The organism is Roseiflexus sp. (assembly GCF_057785375.1).
Genome location: NZ_JBYNRX010000009.1, coordinates 21111 through 40150, shown reverse-complemented (window position 1 = coordinate 40150; position 19040 = coordinate 21111). Strand labels below are relative to the sequence as shown.

17 protein-coding genes are annotated in these 19040 nt (G+C 60.9%); 3 read left to right on the top strand and 14 right to left on the bottom strand.

Features of this window, described 5'->3' with window-relative positions; genetic code table 11:
* Positions 1–9: 9 nt before the first annotated feature.
* The 5 genes from AC3EA7_RS01670 to rocF all read right to left on the bottom strand — a co-directional run bounded on the left by AC3EA7_RS01670 (position 10) and on the right by rocF (position 7273).
* Positions 10–588 (bottom strand): DUF3341 domain-containing protein, encoded by a 579-nt coding sequence (locus AC3EA7_RS01670; RefSeq protein WP_488612287.1) that lies wholly within the window; start codon positions 586–588, stop codon positions 10–12.
* The gene (nrfD, locus tag AC3EA7_RS01665; RefSeq protein ID WP_488612286.1) at positions 588–2018 is read right to left on the bottom strand and encodes an NrfD/PsrC family molybdoenzyme membrane anchor subunit; all 1431 of its coding nucleotides are present in this window, start codon (positions 2016–2018) and stop codon (positions 588–590) included. Before nrfD ends, AC3EA7_RS01670 begins: the two co-directional genes overlap by 1 nt.
* 69 nt (positions 2019–2087) lie before the next feature.
* Entirely contained in the window at positions 2088–5114 is a 3027-nt protein-coding gene (locus AC3EA7_RS01660) for a TAT-variant-translocated molybdopterin oxidoreductase (RefSeq protein WP_488612285.1), read from the bottom strand.
* Positions 5115–5129: 15 nt separating this feature from the next.
* The gene (locus AC3EA7_RS01655; protein ID WP_488612284.1) at positions 5130–5792 is read right to left on the bottom strand and encodes a cytochrome c3 family protein; all 663 of its coding nucleotides are present in this window, start codon (positions 5790–5792) and stop codon (positions 5130–5132) included.
* A 581-nt stretch (positions 5793–6373) separates the two neighbouring features.
* The gene (gene rocF, locus AC3EA7_RS01650) at positions 6374–7273 is read right to left on the bottom strand and encodes an arginase (protein ID WP_488612283.1); all 900 of its coding nucleotides are present in this window, start codon (positions 7271–7273) and stop codon (positions 6374–6376) included.
* Between the two features lie 21 nt (positions 7274–7294).
* Between rocF and AC3EA7_RS01645 the strand changes: the two genes are divergently transcribed.
* Positions 7295–7729 carry an ABA4-like family protein gene (locus AC3EA7_RS01645; RefSeq protein WP_488612282.1) on the top strand — a complete coding sequence of 145 codons (435 nt, stop codon included), beginning with the start codon at positions 7295–7297 and terminating at the stop codon, positions 7727–7729.
* Here AC3EA7_RS01645 and AC3EA7_RS01640 read toward each other — a convergent pair.
* Positions 7719–8681: a COX15/CtaA family protein gene (locus AC3EA7_RS01640; protein WP_488612281.1), complete on the bottom strand. Its 963-nt coding sequence runs from the start codon at positions 8679–8681 to the stop codon at positions 7719–7721. The genes AC3EA7_RS01645 and AC3EA7_RS01640 overlap by 11 nt on opposite strands.
* A gap of 482 nt (positions 8682–9163) precedes the next feature.
* Between AC3EA7_RS01640 and AC3EA7_RS01635 the strand changes: the two genes are divergently transcribed.
* Entirely contained in the window at positions 9164–9544 is a 381-nt protein-coding gene (locus AC3EA7_RS01635; protein WP_488612280.1) for a hypothetical protein, read from the top strand.
* A 79-nt stretch (positions 9545–9623) separates the two neighbouring features.
* On the opposite strand, the gene AC3EA7_RS01630 is transcribed toward AC3EA7_RS01635, so the two are convergent.
* From AC3EA7_RS01630 to AC3EA7_RS01605, 6 genes are all read right to left on the bottom strand, one after another.
* Positions 9624–10385 carry an amino acid ABC transporter ATP-binding protein gene (locus AC3EA7_RS01630; RefSeq protein WP_488612279.1) on the bottom strand — a complete coding sequence of 254 codons (762 nt, stop codon included), beginning with the start codon at positions 10383–10385 and terminating at the stop codon, positions 9624–9626.
* Positions 10386–10392: 7 nt separating this feature from the next.
* Complete coding sequence (locus AC3EA7_RS01625; protein ID WP_488612278.1) at positions 10393–11604, bottom strand: amino acid ABC transporter permease; 1212 nt, start codon at positions 11602–11604, stop codon at positions 10393–10395.
* A gap of 2 nt (positions 11605–11606) precedes the next feature.
* The gene (locus tag AC3EA7_RS01620; protein WP_488612277.1) at positions 11607–12797 is read right to left on the bottom strand and encodes an amino acid ABC transporter permease; all 1191 of its coding nucleotides are present in this window, start codon (positions 12795–12797) and stop codon (positions 11607–11609) included.
* Positions 12798–12868: 71 nt separating this feature from the next.
* Entirely contained in the window at positions 12869–14041 is a 1173-nt protein-coding gene (locus AC3EA7_RS01615; RefSeq protein ID WP_488612276.1) for an amino acid ABC transporter substrate-binding protein, read from the bottom strand.
* Positions 14042–14280: 239 nt separating this feature from the next.
* On the bottom strand, positions 14281–15504 hold the full coding sequence (locus AC3EA7_RS01610; protein ID WP_488612275.1) for a vWA domain-containing protein: 1224 nt from the start codon (positions 15502–15504) through the stop codon (positions 14281–14283).
* A gap of 16 nt (positions 15505–15520) precedes the next feature.
* Positions 15521–16411 (bottom strand): AAA family ATPase, encoded by an 891-nt coding sequence (locus tag AC3EA7_RS01605; RefSeq protein ID WP_488612274.1) that lies wholly within the window; start codon positions 16409–16411, stop codon positions 15521–15523.
* A 186-nt stretch (positions 16412–16597) separates the two neighbouring features.
* Here AC3EA7_RS01605 and AC3EA7_RS01600 point away from each other — a divergent pair, with 186 nt between their 5' ends.
* A complete protein-coding gene (locus AC3EA7_RS01600; protein ID WP_488612273.1) occupies positions 16598–17527 on the top strand; it encodes a DUF4870 domain-containing protein in 930 nt (309 codons plus the stop codon).
* Here the strand turns inward: AC3EA7_RS01600 and AC3EA7_RS01595 are convergent.
* Complete coding sequence (locus AC3EA7_RS01595) at positions 17506–18027, bottom strand: gamma carbonic anhydrase family protein (RefSeq protein ID WP_488612272.1); 522 nt, start codon at positions 18025–18027, stop codon at positions 17506–17508. The genes AC3EA7_RS01600 and AC3EA7_RS01595 overlap by 22 nt on opposite strands.
* A 283-nt stretch (positions 18028–18310) precedes the next feature.
* Positions 18311–18970 (bottom strand): hypothetical protein, encoded by a 660-nt coding sequence (locus AC3EA7_RS01590; protein ID WP_488612271.1) that lies wholly within the window; start codon positions 18968–18970, stop codon positions 18311–18313.
* Between the last annotated feature and the right edge of the window lie 70 nt (positions 18971–19040).

Genomic DNA, 19040 nt, shown 5'->3' with positions numbered 1-19040 from the left:
GTCGCTCCCCTAGTTATCTACGGTAGAAACCGCCAGCGGCTCCAGGCTCTCCAGGAACTGGCGCGTCCGCTTCAGTTCGAACTTGGGATCGGCGGCTTCGATGCATAGGAAGAAGCGGTCGACCGACGCGCGCTCAAAGTTGGGCGCATTGAACACCGGATGGTACGGTCGCGGCAGACCGCACGCGGCGATCATCCCGAAGACCGCGGCAAACGCCGACAACAGCACCATGCCCTCGAATGTCGCCGGGATGAACGCGGGCCAGCTGAAGAGCGGACGGCCGCCGATATTCATCGGGTACTCCACCAGATTAATCCATGTTTGCAGAGCAAACATGCCCGATGCGCCAAGCAAACCCGCGCCAAAAATGGCCCACGGCAGGCGCGTGCCGCGATACCCGACGGCTTCATCCAGACCGTGGATCGGCATTGGCGTATACGCCTCGAACTTCTGGTACCCGGCGTCGCGCGTCTTCTCCGCCGCTGCCAGCAGCGCATCGGCATCATCGAACTCCGCCATCAACCCATACAGGGTTGGTTCGGTCGAAACCTTCGGCACTTTCGCCCGTGTTGCATTTCGCTTCAACATTACGACGCCTCCCCAGCATGAGCGGCGCTGCCGCCATGAGCCAGCGCTTTTTCGGTTTCCGTCTTATGCACCAGGTCACGCACCTCAAAGATCGAGATCGCCGGCAACAACCGGATGAACAGGAAGAACAGGAAGAAGAACCAGCCGAAGGACCCGGCGTACAGCGAGATATCCCAGACGCTCGGCGTGTAGTATCCCCACGACGACGGCAGAAATTCGCGGTGCAGGCTGAGCACGATGATCACCCAGCGCTCAAACCACATGCCGATGTTGATGCAGATCGAGATGAAGAAGAGCCACGGCAGACTGACGCGGAAGCGCTTGAACCATAACAGTTGCGGAATGGCGACATTGAGCACAATCAGCGCCCAGTAGCTCCAGGCATACGGTCCCACCGTGCGGTTGGTGATCAGGTAGTACTCATAGATGTTCGCACTGTACCAGGCGTAGAATATCTCGGCGAAATAGCCGTATGCCACAACGAGGCCCGATGCCAGCATCACCTTGCCCATCAGGTCGAAGTGCTTGATCGTAATCAGATCGTGCAGTTTGTACCAGCGGCGCATCGGCACCAGCAGCAGGATCACCATTGCAAAGCCGCAATACACGGCGCCCGCCACGAAGTAGGGCGGGAAGACCGTCACGTGCCAGCCGGGCAACTGCGAAATGGCGAAGTCAAGACTGATGATGCTGTGCACCGAGAGCACTAGCGGCGTCGAAAGCCCGGCAAGGATGAGCGACGCCACCTCATAGCGGTTCCAGTCGCGCGCGCCGCCGCGCCAGCCAAGCGCCAGAAAACCGTAGAAAAGCTTCACCCACTTATTCGTTGCCCGGTCGCGCAGCGATGCCAGGTCGGGGATCAGGCCGAGGTACCAGAACAGGATCGAAACGGTCGCGTAGGTCGAGATGGCGAACACGTCCCATTCGAGCGCGCTGCGGAACTGTGGCCACATCCCCAGTGTGCCGGGGTAGGGGAGCATCCAGTAGTCGAGCCAGGGGCGACCAGTATGCACCAGCGGATAGATGCCGGCGCACGCCACCGCAAAGATCGTCATCGCCTCGGCGGCGCGGTTGATCGATGTGCGCCAGTCCTGCCGGAAGAGGAGCAGAATGGCGGAAATAAGCGTTCCGGCATGCCCGATGCCGATCCACCACACAAAGTTGATAATGTCGAACCCCCAGGCGACCGGGATGTTGATGCCCCACACGCCGACGCCGACGGTAAAGAGCACCGCCAGCGAGAAGAGGTACATAAACAATCCCAGAGCCGCCACGACGAAACCAACGGGCCAGCCCCAGGGAGTCTTCCTGATCGGCGTCAGCACGATGTCGCCGATGGTCCGGGTCACCGACTCATACGTCTGCTTCGGACCCAGGAGTTCTTCGAGCATCTTGCCATACGACGATTTTTGCGCGGGTTGTGAAGCCATGTGCTACTCCGTGTATCCAGGACGAGAGAACAGATGCTTCTGTTTCCCGCCGTTGGCTGTTCGCCGTGATTACGCCTTTTTCGCTTCCGCCAGGTCAGGATTCAGGTTCTTGATCTTCGCCAGATAGCTCACCCGTGGTTTGGTGTTCAACTTGTCGAGCGAAGTATACTTCAGCGGCTGCTCTTTCAGCGCCACCACCCGCGCCTGCGGATCGTTCAGATCGCCGAACACGATCGCCTGCGTCGGGCAGGCCTGCTGGCATGCCATCACAATCTCGCCGTCAGCAATGCGCCGGTTCTCCGTGCGCGCCTGGATGCGCGCCTCGTTGATGCGCTGGACGCAGAACGAGCACTTCTCCATCACGCCGCGCGCGCGCACCGTCACATCCGGGTTGCGCATCATCTTCAGCACAGGAATGCTGTCGTTCTCGGTCGAGGCGTCGATCGGCGAGCGGTACGGCACGTCCTGGTACTGCAGGAAGTTGAAACGACGCACCTTGTACGGGCAGTTGTTCGAGCAGTACTTCGTCCCGACGCAGCGGTTGTACACCATGTTGTTCAACCCTTCGGCGTCGTGAACCGTGGCAGCCACCGGGCAGACGATCTCGCACGGCGCGTGTTCGCACTGCTGGCAGAGCATCACCATGTTGTAGACGTTCGGGGTGTGCTCATCGCCGACATAGTACTGGTCGATGCGGATCCAGTGCATTTCGCGCCCGAGCCAGACTTCGTCCTTGCCGACTACCGGGATGTTGTTTTCCGCCTGGCAGGCGACCACGCACGCGTTGCACGAGTTGCACACATTCAGGTCGATCGACATGCCCCATTTGTAGCCGTTGTACTCATACTCACCGATCAGCGAGATCGGCTCCTTCTTGTCGACCTGGAGGAACTCCTCATTCTCTTCGTATTCCTTGAACGTGCCGTAGCGCACCAGGTCCTTTTTGCGCCCTTCCATCAGGAAGTGCCCCTGGGTGCTCGCCAGTTTATAGTTCTCGCCAACCTTCGCCACTTCCAGCCCGGCGCCGAACCATGGCGTCGCGCTGCTGCGCAAGCGATAGGCGTTGAACCCGACATTGTTGCCGACCCTCCCGGCAGCCGTGCGCCCAAAGCCGAGATGCACCGTCACCGAGTCATCGGCGTGCCCTGGCTGCACCCAGACCGGCGCATCCACCGAGCGCCCCTGGTAGGTCAGCCGTACCACATCACCATTCTTTAACCCCAGCGCATTAGCGGTACGGACACTCATAAGGGCGACGTTATCCCACGTTAGTTTGGTGAATGGTTTGGGAGTCTCCTGCAACCAGGCGTTATTGGCAAACGACCCATCCCACAGCGACGGATCGGGGCGGAACACGATTTCCAGCCCCTGCGCCGGCGCCGGCGGCGCAGCGCTGGCAAACCCCTGCTGGAGCGTCACTTCGCGGCTGCGCGCCTGTGTGGCGGCAATCACGCCATCGTGCAGCGCCGTATTCCAGAAGACGCGGAAGTTGCCGCTCGCGTCCTGCGTCTGCCAGTAGGCGGTCAGCGTCTGATAGCCAGTCTCCTGCGGCTTGCCGAGGAGCACATTGAGGATTTCGATCGCTGACTTGCCGTTGTACAGCGGCGCGATCAGCGGCTGCACAATCGTTGTCGTACCGTCGAAAGCGCGTACATCGCCCCAGGCTTCCAGGAAATGCGCGCCATTGACGTGCCAGATGCTCTGCTGCGCGGTTTCGTCGCGGTAGAGACCAACGTGGATGCTGAGCGGCACCTTTGCCAGCGCCTCGGCGAACGGAATATCGGCGGGCGCATTGTACACCGGGTTGCTGTCGAGCATCAGCAGCATCTCGACCGTTCCGGCGTTCATTTCCTGGGTCAGCGCGCTGAGCGCCGCAATGCCGCCGTTCGGATCACTCTCGACCGGTTCGGTGTACGTCACCGTACTGCCAACATTGCCGAGCTGCGCGTTGATGGCATGACCGAGCGCGTGGACGACCGGCGGCTGGCTTTCACCGACGAGCACGACGCATTCCCCACGGTGCGCCTGCAGATCCTTCGCTGCGGTCTCGACCCATTTCTTCTCGGCATCGCTGAGGGGAGCGCCGGGCGCCACATTCGGCACGCCGACCAGAGTCGCCAGCGCGCGCACCAGATGCTCGATCTGCGACGAGCGCACTGGCAAGCGATGATCGGCGAGCAGACCGGTGATCGACGGCGTGCTTTCGGCGAGGTACAACCGATTGACCTCTTTCGTCCCCTTGCGGATGCGGCGGCCATCGGCAAGTTCGCGCGCCATGCGCACCCCGGCAGGCGACGGAGCGGTAAAGTCGGCATCGAACCCAACAATCACCTTTGCCGTATCGAGGCGGTAGATCGTATGCACATCCTCGCCGAACGCCAGCCGTGCACCGGCGTTGGTATTCTCCCGTCCGACCGGCTCGTACTGATACCATTTCGCCTGCGGGAACTGCGCGAGCAATTGATTCTTCTGGGCAATCAGCGTCGGCGATGTGATCGCGCCGGAGAGAATGCGCAACCCGGCGCCCTGTTTGGCAGCCTGCGCCTGTACCGCCGCCGTCGCCGCAGCGACGAACGCCTCCCACGTCGATTCCTGACCCGTGTTAGTCGGCGCCTGCGAGCGATCCGGGTCGTACATCGTCAGGATCATCGCCTGGGTGAGCAGATCGGTCGAACCGAGCGATGCCGGATGATCCGGGTTCCCCTCGATTTTCGTCGGGCGGCCCTCGTGGCTTTCGACGAGCAGACCTGTGCCGAAGCCGGCGAACGTTACGGCTGTGGCGAAAAAGAGCGGCCGACCGTGGATAATCTCCTCCGGCTGGCGTACATAGGGAACGATTTTCTCCTGCGGTTGCTTAAGCGCGAACTGACAACCCGACAGACCGGCAAGCGCTAGCGACGCGCCCATGAGTTTCAGGAAATTGCGCCGGCTCACTGGGTCGCGCCACTCAGCGGCGCCGCGCGGAAATTCGCGCTTCAGCAGTTCGTTGAACTCCGGCGTGTCAGCCAGTTCATCGAGGCTACGCCAGAATTCGCGCCCTTCGGCATTTGCAAGACGCGCACGCAGCGCGTTCAAATCCTGGGAAGTGGTGCTCATAGTCACGCTCAATTCCTAGCGGTGGCAGATGGCGCAATTCGTCAATTCCCACGACGAGCGAATTTCGTATTCCTGAACCAGACGTCGCCCGACCTCGAGCTGGTTAGGGGGCGGCGTCCACGCCATGTTGAAGACTTCTTCGCGCGGACGGACATACTTCTCCGGGTTGCGGTGGCAATCCAGACACCACGACATAAACAACGGCTGCGTCTTGTACACGACGCGCATCTGATCGATGCGCCCGTGGCACGTCGAGCAGCCGACGCCCTTGGCGACGTGGATGCTATGGTTGAAATAGACGAATTTGGGGAGATCGTGGACTTTATTCCACTGGATCGAGGTTCCGGTTTCCCAGCTCTGCCAGACGAAGGCGACTTTTTCGCTGCGACTGATAATCTGCGAATGACATCCCATACACGTCTCGGTCGGCGGGATGTTGGCGTGGGCTGAAACCTCGACTGCCGTATGGCAGTAGCGACAGTCCATCCCAAGCGCGACGTGCAGTTGATGGTTGAACCCGCCGCCGGGTTGCTCAATCGGAACACCCACGTCACGGTGCCAGTCTGACCAGCCGAACAGCCACCAGACTCCGCCGAGGATCGCCAGCACCAGTGGGATACCAGCAAAAATACTCACCCTGGCGATCGTATTGGCTCTTCGATCAAATACTTGAGCCATGTGGCGCCTTTCTAGCATCTAGCAGGTCGTTAACGAATGGAAGCGCATGGTGCGTATCAGCGGAACCTTACCGGCACGAATTGCTCCAGACGCCGTGCATCTCCTGTCCATCACGCGACCATCTCACCACACTCCGGTCACTGTGAGACGCGGGCATGTCGAAGATTCCGTGCACAACACACGGCATACGGTCGCCACGGACCTGTGTTGAAGAGACGACCGGATGGTGTGAACCAACCAGAGCATGCCGCCATAAGCGACGGCATACATGACACGGGTTTCCGGGAGGAGCGAGATCGTCTGGTTGCACCCTCTCTAGTTCTCGCAGTGCGATTCCGGAGCCGTGAGATGCGGCAGCGCGACGGCTTCCATTGGTGCGTCGGACACGTTGTCGGTAAATCTGAACGGCATCTTGCAACCTTGGTTAATAATATCACAGATGGTTACAGCCACAATCAAAAATGCTCCGTGAAAACGGTGAAGAAATCTTAACTGACGCAAAGATTCTCTACATTCAATACACAAAAGTTGTACAAACGATCAAAGTGTATTTATTTGCACGAAAATGTCATCAACACTGCTCAGTAAATCTGTTTTCCCAGCGCTGAAAGCGCAAATTCGACCGCCAGGAGCGCGGTTGTATTCCGTTCATCGAAAATGGGATTGACTTCCACCAGATCAAGCCCGATCAGCCGCCCCGACGCCGCCACCAGTTCCATCGCCAGGTGCGCCTCACGATACGTGATGCCCCCCAACACCGGCGTTCCGACCCCTGGCGCTTCGTTCGGGTCGAGGACATCGAGATCGAAACTCAGGTGAAACCCGGCGGTGTTGACGCTGACGTGCAGGATCGCCTCTTCCATCACCGACGCCATCCCGCGCCGGTCGATGTCGTGCATGGTGAAGACATGCACCCCGGACGCGCGCAACAACTCGCGCTCGCCGTCATCGAGGCTGCGCACGCCAACCAGCGCGACATCCCCCGGACGCACCACCGGCGTCTGACCGAGGACGCCGGTCAACAGCGGATGGCCGCGCCCGGTGAGCGCCGCCAGACCCATGCCGTGAATATTCCCCGATGGGGTCGTCTCTGGTGTATTATAGTCGCCGTGCGCGTCGAGCCAGATGATGCCAATCCGTCGATTGTGCGCCACGCCCGCCACCGACCCGATCGACAGGCTGTGGTCGCCGCCAAGCACAAGCGGCAGCGCGCCGGATGCGACGACGTCGCACACGCGCTGCGCCAGATCGCGGACGGCGACTGCAATCGGCTGGAGGTAGCGCAGCGGTTCATCCGGCGCTGGCGGTTCGATCTGCTCTGCCAGCGGCACGCTGATATTGCCGAGGTCGCGCACCTGGCAGCCCAGTTCTGCAATCCGCTCGCGCAACCCGGCATACCGGATCGCGCTCGGGCCCATATCGACGCCGCGCCGCCCGGCGCCGAGATCGAGCGGCGCTCCGATGATGACCACATTGCGCATTATGTTCGAGGAGGAGAGCACATGGACCGCTTCTTTCAGTATCTGAACGTCTTCCCGATGCCGCTCTGGCTGGCGATGATGTTCGCGCCCGGGCATCCGCTCACCGAGCGAGTGAGCCGTCCGGGACCGCTGTTTATCATTGCTGGTCTGAACTATGTGATCGCACTGGCGCTGGCAGTGCGGCGCGGTCAGCGTGATGGCGCGGCAATAGATTTTACCTCACTGGAAGGAATCCGCAAGGGGCTGAGTTCGTCAGAAGGCGCCGCTGCCGCGTGGGCGCACATGCTCGCGCTCGATCTGTTCAGCGGCGCGTGGATCTATCGCGAGTGCCGCCGCCTGAACGCTCCCTGGCAGGTGCGCATCCCGGCGCTCTTCGCCACGTTGATGGCGGGTCCCGCCGGGTTGATGGGGTTTCTGCTCTGGCGTTTGTGGAAGAACGAAAACCCTAACCCCTGACCTGCGCCACCGACGCCGTGGGGCGCGTTTCGGCGGCAATCGCGCTTACCCGCAGCGCTGACGCCGCCAGCAGGATCAGCGCAATCCAGACGGCGTCCGCCAGGAACAGGTGCACCAGTTGCATCCACACCGGCACTTGAAGCGCGACGTTGACGTACCCGGCAACGAGTTGCACAGCATACAGCGCAGTCAGCGCAATCGCCAGCCAGCGTGTTGTGGCGCCTGGTCGCACCGTGCTGGTGTACCATGCCGCTACAACCACGAATGCGCCAAAGCCTATAGCTATGGCAGGGTGCATCATGCGGATCGAGACGATCGCCGACACGAGCGGCGCCAGGTCCTCCTCGCTCCCGCCCGCGCGGGTATGGGCAAAGAAGAGGGTATCGCCAAGCGCAATCACCGCGCCGGTCATCCCCACCAGGATCATCCCGACCATGCCGGTAATCAGCCAGGAGGCGACAGCGCCCTGACCGCGCAGCCGGATCGGCTCGCCGCCCGACGCCCACCATCCGGTCAGGGTGATGCAGGCAAGCAGAATGAAGGTGTTCAGCAGATGCACCGCCATCGAAAAGGCGCGGGTCAGCGATGCGTTGTGCGCAACTAACTCGAACAGCACCAACCCGGCGCCCAGCAGCGCCTCGGTGATGATGAACACCATCGAGAGCATCGCGCCGCGCCGCACAATGTGACCGCGGGGATACGCGCGATACGCCCACACCAGCATTCCCGCAACCATCAGCAGCGCTACGCCGCTCGTCAGGCGGTGCGTGAACTCGACCATGGTTTCGACAGCAGGGGCGCGCGGAATGACTTCACCATTGCAGAGCGGCCAATGACTGCCACACCCTGCGCCTGAACCGGTCGCCCGGACGAAGGCGCCCCACAGGATGACCAGCAGGTTGTAGACCAGCACTCCCCACGTATACACCGCGAAGCGATTGCGCGTCAGCATCGGTACTTCCTTCCCAGGCGCTCTGGAGGCGCATCATGTCGTGCCATGCATTGTATACCTGAGTCTGGCAAATGGTCAAGCATCGTATGCGCCTCTCACTTTTTGCCACTGTGTCACGCTCCTCCTGGGAGCGCGGGCGTTGCGCCCGCGAGCGCTCCGTCGGCAGTGCGACGTGGTTGTGGCTTGCCGAAACTATCCCGTTACTGGTTTTGGCGGGGAGGCGAAGGCAATGCCTTCGCCTCCCCGCCGAGCTTTTCCAGTGCATCGAGGGGGAGGGGAAACAATGATCAACGCCAACGCGAGCCGGCAACATTGTACGAATACGCGACTATCTTTACTGTTTGTTGACTTTGCCGACTCATGGTATACTGAAGCGAGCGTTTTTCCCTTACACATCAGTATATAATCGTCGCTGTGCGCGCATTGCTCGTTCAGAGTCAGCATTTGCCCCTGGCGTGGTGCTATTGAGAGGAGGACCGCCTGTGGTCAAGCGCTCCGAGGTTCCTGATTTCGAGCGGATGGCGCGTGAGGCTGGCTATCGTATCATTGGCATCGAGCAGCTGCGCAGCAATCGCTGGCTGTTAACATTGAGCGACAGCGATCAACACACAGTTCTCGTGCTGGCGCAGGCGCGGTCGCTGATCGGCTCCGCCGATGTTCAGGACCTGTGGGAACTGGTGCGGCTGCGCAATCCGGCAACCGGCATCCTTCTGGCGCTCGACGGCAGTTTCACCCCTGCCGCACATCACACATGCACCGAACTGCGCGATCGGCGGTTGCACCTCTGCACATCGTTGCCGCCGGCTGCACCCTCAACCGTTGAGGAGTCGTCAGCGTGCAATGTGCTGGCATCGTCTCGTTAGATCGGCGCTGGCTTCGACAGGCTCAGCCACCGCTCAGGGCGGGCATAGTGCAGAATCGTTCGCCCTCCAGGACGTTTGGTCAGTGCGATAGAATCTGGGAGAGGAACAGTTTCGTGCGCGCTTCACGCGGATCGCTAAACATCTGATCGGGTGTGCCGCTCTCCACAATCCGCCCCTGATCGAAGAAGTACATCGTATCGGCAACAGCGCGGGCAAACCCCATTTCGTGCGTCACGACGATCATGGTCATGCCGCTCTCCGCCAGTTCGACCATGACATCAAGCACTTCTTTGATCATTTCCGGGTCGAGCGCCGATGTTGGCTCATCGAAGAGCATAATCTTCGGTTGCATTGCCAGGGCGCGCGCAATCGCAACCCGCTGCTGCTGACCGCCGCTCAACTGCCCCGGATATTTGCGCGCCTGTTCGGGAATGCCGACCCGCTTCAGCAGTTGCATGGCGATCTCTTCCGCCTGTGCTTTAGTCCATCGCCGCACCCAGATCGGCGCCAGCGTGATATTGTCGATCACGGTCAGGTGGGGAAAGAGATTGAACTGCTGGAAGACCATGCCGGTTTCCATGCGGATGCGCTCGATATTGCGCACGTCGTGGGTCAGTTCGATGCCATCCACGATGATCTGGCCGCGCTGATGCTCTTCCAGGCGGTTAATCGTGCGGATGAAGGTCGATTTGCCGGAGCCGGACGGACCAAAGACCACCACGACTTCGCCGCGACGCACTTCCATAGTGATGCCGCGCAGCGCGTGGTAATTGCCGTACCACTTATGCACGTCACGGCAGATAATGATCGGATCGGTGGTTGACGGTATATTGGCGCTCATACCCGAATTAACGTCCTATATGCAGGTGCGCTTCCAATCGCTGGCTGAATGCCGACATCAGATAGCAAAAGACGCCGTAGACAAATGCGACGAAGATATAGACCTCCGCCTGCAACCCCAGAAAGTCCGGCTGCGCGAGAACGGTTCTGGCGATGCCCATGAGGTCGAGCAGGCCGACGATCACCACAAGCGAAGTATCTTTGAACAAGGCGATGAACTGCCCGACCAGAATCGGAATCACGGCTCTGAGCGCCTGCGGCAGGATGATGAGCAGCGTCGTCTGCCAGGGACTCAGACCGAGGGCGCGTGCTGCTTCGTGCTGACCACGCGGGATCGACTGCAACCCGCCGCGCACATTTTCGGCGAGGTAGGCGGCGCTGAAAATAATCACCCCTGCCATCGCGCGCACCACCCGATCAATGGTGATGCCCGGCAGGAACAGCGGCAGCATCAGTTGCGCCATAAACAGCACACTGATGAACGGCACGCCGCGGATCAGCTCAATGTAGATCACACAGAGCCAGTTGATCACCGGCAATTTCGACTGCCGCCCCAGCGCCAGCAAGACGCCGAGCGGGAAGGAAAACACGATGCCCACCACCGTCAAAAGCAGCGTGAGCAGCAACCCGCCCCACAGGTTGGTCGGCACAGGCGGCAGCACGCTATCAGCGGCGTCCAACCCGCTGACCAGCACAAACAGGATTGGGAAGTAGAGAATCCAGCCAATGATGCTGACCCGTTGCACCACCGCGCCCCAGCGCCAGCTCAACGCATACCCGACAATGCCGGCGATGCCGGTGATCACCAGCGCAACACGCGATGGTTCGTCGGATGTGATGATCGCCAGGATGAAGGGAAGCGCGCCGAACGCCACTGCTCCGCCGCGTTGCATCCTGCCCCAGATGCCCCACGACATACCGATCAGGAACGCCAGGAGCGCCACGCATGCCCAGATGCGCCAGAGCGCCGTCACCGGGTACTGCCCAACCATAAACAGGCGCAGGTTGGCGCTGATGACCTCCCAGCGCGCCTGTGTGAGCGCCCATTCCAGCACGCCGCGCACCAGCAGCGCCGCCAGCGCCAGCATGACAACCGTGAGGAGCGCGTTGTACCAGGTGCTGAACAGGTTCTTATGGAGCCAGCGCACCACGCTATACCGTTCGGTCGGCGGCGGCAGCGGCTCTGCGGTTTTGGAGACGGTCGGCGTATTGGCGCTCATCGTCAGCGCTCCACCAGACGGACGCGGCGGTTGTACCAGTTCATGATCAACGACGTAAGCAGGCTCAAGATCAGGTACACCCCCATCACCACAGTAATCATCTCAACCGCGCGCCCGGTCTGATTGATAATCGTCCCGGAGATGGCGAACAGGTCGGGATACCCGATGGCGACGGCGAGCGTCGAGTTTTTGGTCAGGTTCAGATACTGATTGGTCATTGGCGGAATAATCAGGCGCAGCGCCTGCGGAAAGACGACCAGCCGCAGCGTGCGCAACGGTGTCAGCCCCAGGGCGCGCGCCGCTTCGACCTGCCCTTTGGGAACGGCCTGAATACCGGCGCGCACCACTTCGCCAATGAACCCGGCGGTGTAGATGACGAGTCCAATCAGCAGCGCCATGAATTCCGGCGACAATACCTTCCCGCCCTGAAAGTTAAACCCGGCGATTTCGGGATACGAGATGGTCAACGGCGGTTGCGGCAGCACGACCCATCCGGCTATCGCAATGACTGCCATGGTCAGCAGCGGGGGCCAGACCAGCGGGCGCGGACGGCCGCTACGCTCCTGCCACCAGCGCATGGCGAACCCCGCCAGCACACCCGCGATCAGCGCACCGGCGAGGACGGAGAGGTAGAGCGACCAGGTATCGGTCGGTTCGCCCCAGGGCATCGCCACGCCGCGATTGCTCAGATAGACCGGACCAATGCTCACCGCCTGCCGCGCGCGCGGCAGTTTCAGAAAGAAGGCGGTGTAGATGAAGACGAGTAGCACCAGCAGCGGCACATTGCGCATAATCTCCACGAACACCCACGCCATGCGATTGACGAGCCAGTTGCTGGAGAGACGCGCAACGCCGACCACCATGCCGAGGATTGTGGAGAGCACAATGCCCAGGAGGCTGACCAGAATCGTATTGAGCAACCCGACCTGCAACGCGCGCGCAAACGTGTTACTGCTGCTATACGCGATCAGCGCGTCGCTAATATCGAACCCGGCGCCGCTATTGAGGAAATCGAACCCCAGCGCCAGCCCCTGCTGCTGGAGCGACGTAAACATGTTGCGCAGCGCCACCGAACCAACCCAGAGAACCAGCGCCAGGAAGAGAACCTGAACGGCAATTTGGATGACTCGTTCGTCGCGCCAGAAGGCGCGGCTCAGTCGTATTGGCGATGAGGGGCGCGGTGGCGCTTCCATGGCTAGCACGTATCCACATCTATGAAACCTCGCAGACTCTTCCGGTCTGCGAGGTTTCACTCCCGACCGGCTTACCGGAATGGCGGCGCGTAGAGCAAACCGCCCTGGGTGTAGAGGTTGTTGATACCGCGCGGGATGGCGGTCTTCGTGTTCGGACCGAGGTTACGGTCGTAGATTTCGCCGTAATTGCCGACCGCCTTGATGACATTGGCGGCCCACTCCTTGCTCAAGCCCAGCTTGGCGCCGAGGTCCACATTCGGATCTGCGCCGAGCAGGCGGCGCACTTCGGGGCGGGTGTCACGCTCTTTGACCTGATCCACATTCTGCGAGGTGATGCCGAACTCCTCGGCGGCGAAGGTGACGAACACCGTCCACTGCACAATGTCGAACCACTGGTCGTCGCCCTGGCGCACCATCGGACCGAGCGGCTCCTTCGACAGCGTTATGTCGAGAATGACGTGATCGTCGGGGTTGGGCAGCACCGAACGGCGCGACACCAGACCGGATTTGTCGGTGGTCACTGCATCGCAGCGCTCTTCGGCGTAGGCGGCGAAGGTGCTGTTGGCGTCCTCGAACACAGCGGGGGTGTAGGGCAGATTGCGCGCCGCCATCTGATCCGCCAGGTTCAACTCAGTCGTCGTGCCCTTCTGCACGCAGATCGTGGCGCCATTCAGGTCTTCGAGCTTCGCGATATTCGCGGCTTTCGGAACCATGATGCCCTGACCGTCATAGAAGGTGGTGGCGACGAAGTTGCCGCCGTTGTCGGTGTCGCGGGTGAGCGTCCAGGTGGTGTTGCGGATGAGCACATCGATCTCACCGCTCTGCAGTGCAGCGAAGCGCTGCTCGGCGGTCAACGGGCGATATTCGATCTTGCTGACGTCGTTGAAAATGGCTGCCGCCAGCGCCTTACAGTAGTCAACGTCGAAACCGCTGAACGCGCCTGCCGGGTCAACGAACCCGAAGCCAGGCACCTGGCTGTTGACGCCGCAGATCAGTTTACCACGCGCCTGGATCGCCTTCAGCGTCTCACCGAAACCGGCAGGAGCAGCGGGCGCCGGCGCTGGCGCGGGGGTCGCTGCCGGTTGAGCCGGCGCAGAACCGTCGGCAGGCGTCGCCTCAACGATGCGGGTCACCTCGACAATGCGAGTCACTTCCACCGGTTGCCCTGTCTGAGCGGCCTGCTGACCGCCGCATGCCGCCAGAAGAAGCGGAATAGCGATCAGCCATCCGAGCGCACGTTTCATAGCGCACTTCCTTTCCTATGGGGAGTCTGTACGATGATTTGCGTATTATATACCAACTTTTGCGTGCAAGAACTGAGAGCCGAGAACTGAGAACCTTCCCATCTTCATCTCTCACTCTTCCCTCTCACATGTGGCGTTTTTCAGGGCGGGGGGATGTTGAGGCGAGGCGCTGTGCAGTGAAGGTCCTGGCGTCTTCATGCCCGAAAGCGGGCAATATAATCGAAGGGCTTGCCTGAAAGCTACACTTGTGCGATCACTCTCCCACCGGCGTTTTGGCGGCGCTCTGGCCGACGCGCGCCGAGCATCGCCAGTTTTGCGCCGAGTTGTTCGAGGCTGACCAGGTTGTGCACCGGCAGGAAATCGTCGATGAACGGGAGCGCCGCCTGCATTCCCTGGGTAAGCGGCTGGTAGCGCGGGTTGCCGAGCAATGGGTTCAACCAGATCAGGCGGTGGCACGAGCGTTGCAGACGCGCCATTTCGCGCGCGAGCACCTGCGGGTCGCCGCGGTCCCAGCCGTCGCTGATCAGCAGCACCACCGGTCCGCGCCCCAACACCCGCCGCGACCACACATAGTTGAAGTGGCGCACCGCATCGCCGATGCGCGTCCCGCCCGACCAGTCAACCACCTGCTTACTGACAGCGGCGATAGCTTCGTCGATGTCGCGTTCGCGCAGCAGGCGCGTGATGCGGGTCAGGCGCGTACCGAACACGAACGCCTCGACATCGCGCAGGCCGTTCGAGATGGTGTGGACGAACTGAAGCAGAATGCGGCTATAGCGATCCATCGAGCCGCTGATGTCGCACAGCACCACCAGCGGGCGCTGCCGATAGCGCGGCTCACGGAAGGTCAGTTCAATCGGATCGCCGCCATGACGCAGGTTTCGACGCAGGAGACGGCGCATATCGATCACACCGGGGCGATTCGCCGGACGGCGTCGGCGTGTGCGGCGCGGCTCGATGCGCCATTCCAGCGTGCGCAGCAAGTCTTTGCACGCCTGCACTTCTTCATAAGTGAAACTGCCGAAATCTTTGGTTCGGAGCGTTTCAGAAGCGGTAAATGTGAGGGTGAAGCCGACCTTCTCTTCCTGCTGTTCTTCGTGACGCTCCGGCTCGTTGCGCCCATCGCCCTGACTCTGCGGACGGCGCGGCAGGCGCAGCGGTTTTGGCGGCGTCTTGACCACCGGGATCGCCAGCATGAGCGGATCGAACCCCGACTGCGTGCGCCAGTAGAAATCGAAAGCGGCATCAAACACCGGCAGGTCCTCACGCCGACAGACCAGCGTGCACCTGGCGGCGGCGCGAAAATCGTTGCGCGACACCATCGGAACATGTTCCAGCGCCCGCACCAGGTCAATCGTCTGCTCGACGCTGACCTTCGTGCCGGTGCTGCGCAGCAGGTGGACGAACGCCACCACGTGCGTCATCAGGTTGCCATGAGGGATAAGCAGTTCGGATTCGTCCATAGCAACGGTATTGGCTCTACACGCCCACTTTCTCCAGCAGCGAGCGCACACCCTGCCCGCGCACCTGTGTGATGTCGTCCTGGTATTTCAGAATAGCGCCGAGCGTATCCTCGACGAGATCGGCAGTAAGTTCGCGCGCATCAAGCGCGATGAGCGCCGTCGTCCAATCGAGCGTTTCGGCGACGCCGGGGAGTTTGAAGAGATCGAGTTTGCGCAGTTCGTGAACAAACGCCACCACCTGACGCGACAGGCGCTCAGAGGCGCCGGGCACTCTGGCATTGACGATCTGCAATTCTTTGTCGAGCGACGGATAATCGATCCAGTAAAAGAGGCAGCGCCGCTTCAACGCATCATGAATCTCGCGGGTGCGGTTGCTGGTGATGATGACCGTTGGCGGTTGACTGGCGCGGATGGTGCCGATTTCCGGAATGCTGATCTGCCAGTCGGAGAGAAGTTCGAGCAGGAACGCCTCAAACTCTTCGTCGGCGCGGTCGATCTCGTCGATCAGCAGCACCGGCGGGCGATCCCAACTCTCTTCGATAGCCTGGAGCAACGGGCGCTTGATCAGAAACTCAGGGCTGAAGATTTCATTGAGCGCCGTGTGCGTATCGGCGGCGCCAAGCGCCTCGATCAGGCGGATCTGCACCATCTGCCGCGTGTAGTTCCATTCATAGATCGTTGTGTTGACGTCGAGACCTTCGTAGCACTGGAGACGGATCAGGTGGTGGTCCTGCATCCGTGCCAGCGTCTTGGCGATCTCGGTCTTGCCGACACCCGCTTCTCCTTCCAGCAGCAGCGGTTTCTGCAATTTCAGCGCCAGAAAAATCGCAGTCGCCAGCGGTCGGTCGGCAATGTAATTGTGCGCTGCGAGCGCCTGCTGTAACTCGTCGATTGTTGCGAAATTCATTGGCGGTTGATTCCTGTCGTCAGCGTGATAGTGCATCGGAATAATGCAGCAGGGTGCGCAACGGGAGGACCCGCACAACTTTTCTCCTGCTCCTTGCCGTTGCGTGAGAGAAACGGATAGAATAATTGTAACATGGAAGGTCTGTGCTATAATCGCCGGTGCGATGCATTTGCATGAGTAACCACTATGGCTCAAACCGACGAAGATGAGCGCCTGACGGCTGCAATGGCGCACGCCAGCATGGTAGCGAATACCGCAGGTTTGACCGGCCTGGTGCTGACGGTCATTCTCTGGGCGACGCAGCGCCGAAGGTCGCGCTTTGTGCGCGCGCACATCGTGCAGGCGCTGGTCTACCAGGCAGGCACGCTGCTGGGTGTGGTGCTGCTGATGCTCCTGTGGTCTGGATGCGTGCTGCTCTCGCTCTTGCCTGCCGCGCTGCGACCGGATCTCTACCGTGACGGCACACTGCCGGATACCTTCTGGGTGGCGTTGTTCGGTCTGATTCTGCCGATCGGGTATGGGATTGCTGCAACGCTGTACGCTCTCTACGGCGCCTACCAGGTCTACCGTGGCAACCGATTCACTTACCCACTCGCCGGGCGCCTGGTAGCGCGCGATCTGGAGGAGGCGCCATCTGGCGCTGCCGCCGCAGCCGAGCCTCTGCCCGATGAGCAGTCCAACCACGCCCCGGCGCGCTTGCCGAAAACCACGCCTGCGCCATCGTCGCCTTCACCCATGGTTGCTGCGCAACAACTCGCGTCGGTTGAGCGTTCGACGCCTCCCCCTGCGCCTCCGGTTGCGCCACAGGCTCGCGCAGCAGGAGAAGAGAGCACATCTACGCCATCAGCGCCGTCGCCGGGTGCAGCGTCGGTTGCTGTACCGCCTTCCCTTCCAGAAACGCCGCTTGCGGTGAGCGAAGCCGAACCGCCAGCAGCCGCGAGCGACGAGAGCGCACCACCTCTCGCAGGCGGTACGCCGCCCATTCCTTCTGCAAGTGATGTGGCAGAGGTTGTGCCGGTGCAGGACGCGCTCGACCAGGGTTCCCGGTCCATCGACAGAGGCGTGGTGTTGCCTGCCGATGCCGCATCAACCGATCAGCCGCCGGAGGAACGGTAACGCTCTTTCAGCGCCACATAGCGCTGCGCCGTGCGGCGGATCCGTTCGAGCCGCCCTTCGCCGAGCGGGCGAATGACGCCGGGAATGCCCATCACCAGCGACCCTGGCGGAACGACCATCCCTTCGGTCACCAGCGCGCGCACCGCAATCAGGCTGCCGGCGCCGATCTGCGCATGGTTCAGCACCACCGCACCAATGCCGATCAGCACATCATCTTCGACTGTGCAGCCGTGAACGACCGCTGCATGCCCGATGCTCACCCCGTCGCCAATTGTCAGCCAGGCGTCCGGGTCGGCGTGGAGCACGCTGCCATCCTGAATGTTGCAGCGCGCGCCAATCCGGATGAACCCATTGTCGCCACGGATGACGACCATGGGCCACACCGACGAATCGGCACCAATGCTGACCGTGCCGTGCACATACGCATATGGTGAAATATATGCGGTTGGATGGATGTCGAGCCGGTCGGTAATGTCGGGAAAGGTGAACGGTTCGGTCATGAGATTCTGTCCTGGGATGGATGATGATTGCATTCGGATGCTGTAGAGGCGGATCTCGCGTTGCAGCCACCTTCCTCAGAGAGCGGGACTGATAGAGTGTGCAGACGCCTCCAACACAGCCTTGCGCTATCCGAAATTCAGGCGATCGGCGACGGCGTGGATGTCTCTGCACTATGAATAATGCCAACAAATGCGCCTTCGATCAGGACCTGTCGATGTCGCACTGCGATATATGAGTTTGCCCCACAAGTCGCTGAGACATTAGAGGGTTACACCACTCAAGTTAAACCGAAAGAGATCGCCCGAAGCCGCCAGCGACGAAAGATACCAGAGCGGGGCATAGACGAATGCGAAGACCAGCATGCCTATCAGAACAACGCCAATCAGACTTTGAGTCCACTGCAAAAAGGCTGAACCACCAAGGACCCGAAGCGCACGAAGGGAAAGAACCATGAAGCGCATGTCCTTCGTGTCCCTTGGTGACCTTCGTGGTTACGGCGCCGATGTCGCTTGCACACAGGCTGAACCGCCAAGGATCCGAAGCGCACGAAGGGGCAGAACCATGAAGCGCATGTCCTTCGTGTCCCTTGGTGACCTTCGTGGTTACGGCGCCGATGTCGCTTGCACACAGGCTGAACCACCAAGGACCCGAAGCGCACGAAGGGGAAGAACCATGAAGCGCATGTCCTTCGTGTCCCCTGGTGACCTTCGTGGATACCTTCGTGGTTACCGCTTTTTGCAGTGAAGTCAGACTTTTGAGCGCATTCCGACCACTCAGAAGATCGCTCAGCACGATCACGATACCGGTCATAATTGCGCCGCCGATCAGGATCATCCCGATCGCGCTTGAGAGTAAGCTAGGCAGCAGAGCGGCCAGCATTGCCAGGCTGCCAATGCACCCAATAAAGGCGCTGAACAAATCACGTGCGCTGCGTTTTGCCATGGATTGTTCCTCCTCACGATGCTTGATTGATTGCTGTGGAGCAGGCAAGGCTGCAATGAAACCGGATATG

What these genes read in the sequence shown, in the direction of transcription:
- AC3EA7_RS01660 (WP_488612285.1), bottom strand. Translation starts at nt 5,114, where the DNA reads ATGAGCACCACTTCCCAGGATTTGAACGCGCTGCGTGCGCGTCTTGCA.
- AC3EA7_RS01610 (WP_488612275.1), bottom strand. Translation starts at nt 15,504, where the DNA reads ATGGACGAATCCGAACTGCTTATCCCTCATGGCAACCTGATGACGCAC.
- AC3EA7_RS01615 (WP_488612276.1), bottom strand. Translation starts at nt 14,041, where the DNA reads ATGAAACGTGCGCTCGGATGGCTGATCGCTATTCCGCTTCTTCTGGCG.
- rocF (WP_488612283.1), bottom strand. Translation starts at nt 7,273, where the DNA reads ATGCGCAATGTGGTCATCATCGGAGCGCCGCTCGATCTCGGCGCCGGG.
- AC3EA7_RS01670 (WP_488612287.1), bottom strand. Translation starts at nt 588, where the DNA reads ATGTTGAAGCGAAATGCAACACGGGCGAAAGTGCCGAAGGTTTCGACC.
- AC3EA7_RS01625 (WP_488612278.1), bottom strand. Translation starts at nt 11,604, where the DNA reads ATGAGCGCCAATACGCCGACCGTCTCCAAAACCGCAGAGCCGCTGCCG.
- AC3EA7_RS01655 (WP_488612284.1), bottom strand. Translation starts at nt 5,792, where the DNA reads ATGGCTCAAGTATTTGATCGAAGAGCCAATACGATCGCCAGGGTGAGT.
- AC3EA7_RS01595 (WP_488612272.1), bottom strand. Translation starts at nt 18,027, where the DNA reads ATGACCGAACCGTTCACCTTTCCCGACATTACCGACCGGCTCGACATC.
- AC3EA7_RS01640 (WP_488612281.1), bottom strand. Translation starts at nt 8,681, where the DNA reads ATGCTGACGCGCAATCGCTTCGCGGTGTATACGTGGGGAGTGCTGGTC.
- nrfD (WP_488612286.1), bottom strand. Translation starts at nt 2,018, where the DNA reads ATGGCTTCACAACCCGCGCAAAAATCGTCGTATGGCAAGATGCTCGAA.
- AC3EA7_RS01590 (WP_488612271.1), bottom strand. Translation starts at nt 18,970, where the DNA reads ATGGCAAAACGCAGCGCACGTGATTTGTTCAGCGCCTTTATTGGGTGC.
- AC3EA7_RS01620 (WP_488612277.1), bottom strand. Translation starts at nt 12,797, where the DNA reads ATGGAAGCGCCACCGCGCCCCTCATCGCCAATACGACTGAGCCGCGCC.
- AC3EA7_RS01605 (WP_488612274.1), bottom strand. Translation starts at nt 16,411, where the DNA reads ATGAATTTCGCAACAATCGACGAGTTACAGCAGGCGCTCGCAGCGCAC.
- AC3EA7_RS01600 (WP_488612273.1), top strand. Translation starts at nt 16,598, where the DNA reads ATGGCTCAAACCGACGAAGATGAGCGCCTGACGGCTGCAATGGCGCAC.
- AC3EA7_RS01630 (WP_488612279.1), bottom strand. Translation starts at nt 10,385, where the DNA reads ATGAGCGCCAATATACCGTCAACCACCGATCCGATCATTATCTGCCGT.
- AC3EA7_RS01645 (WP_488612282.1), top strand. Translation starts at nt 7,295, where the DNA reads ATGGACCGCTTCTTTCAGTATCTGAACGTCTTCCCGATGCCGCTCTGG.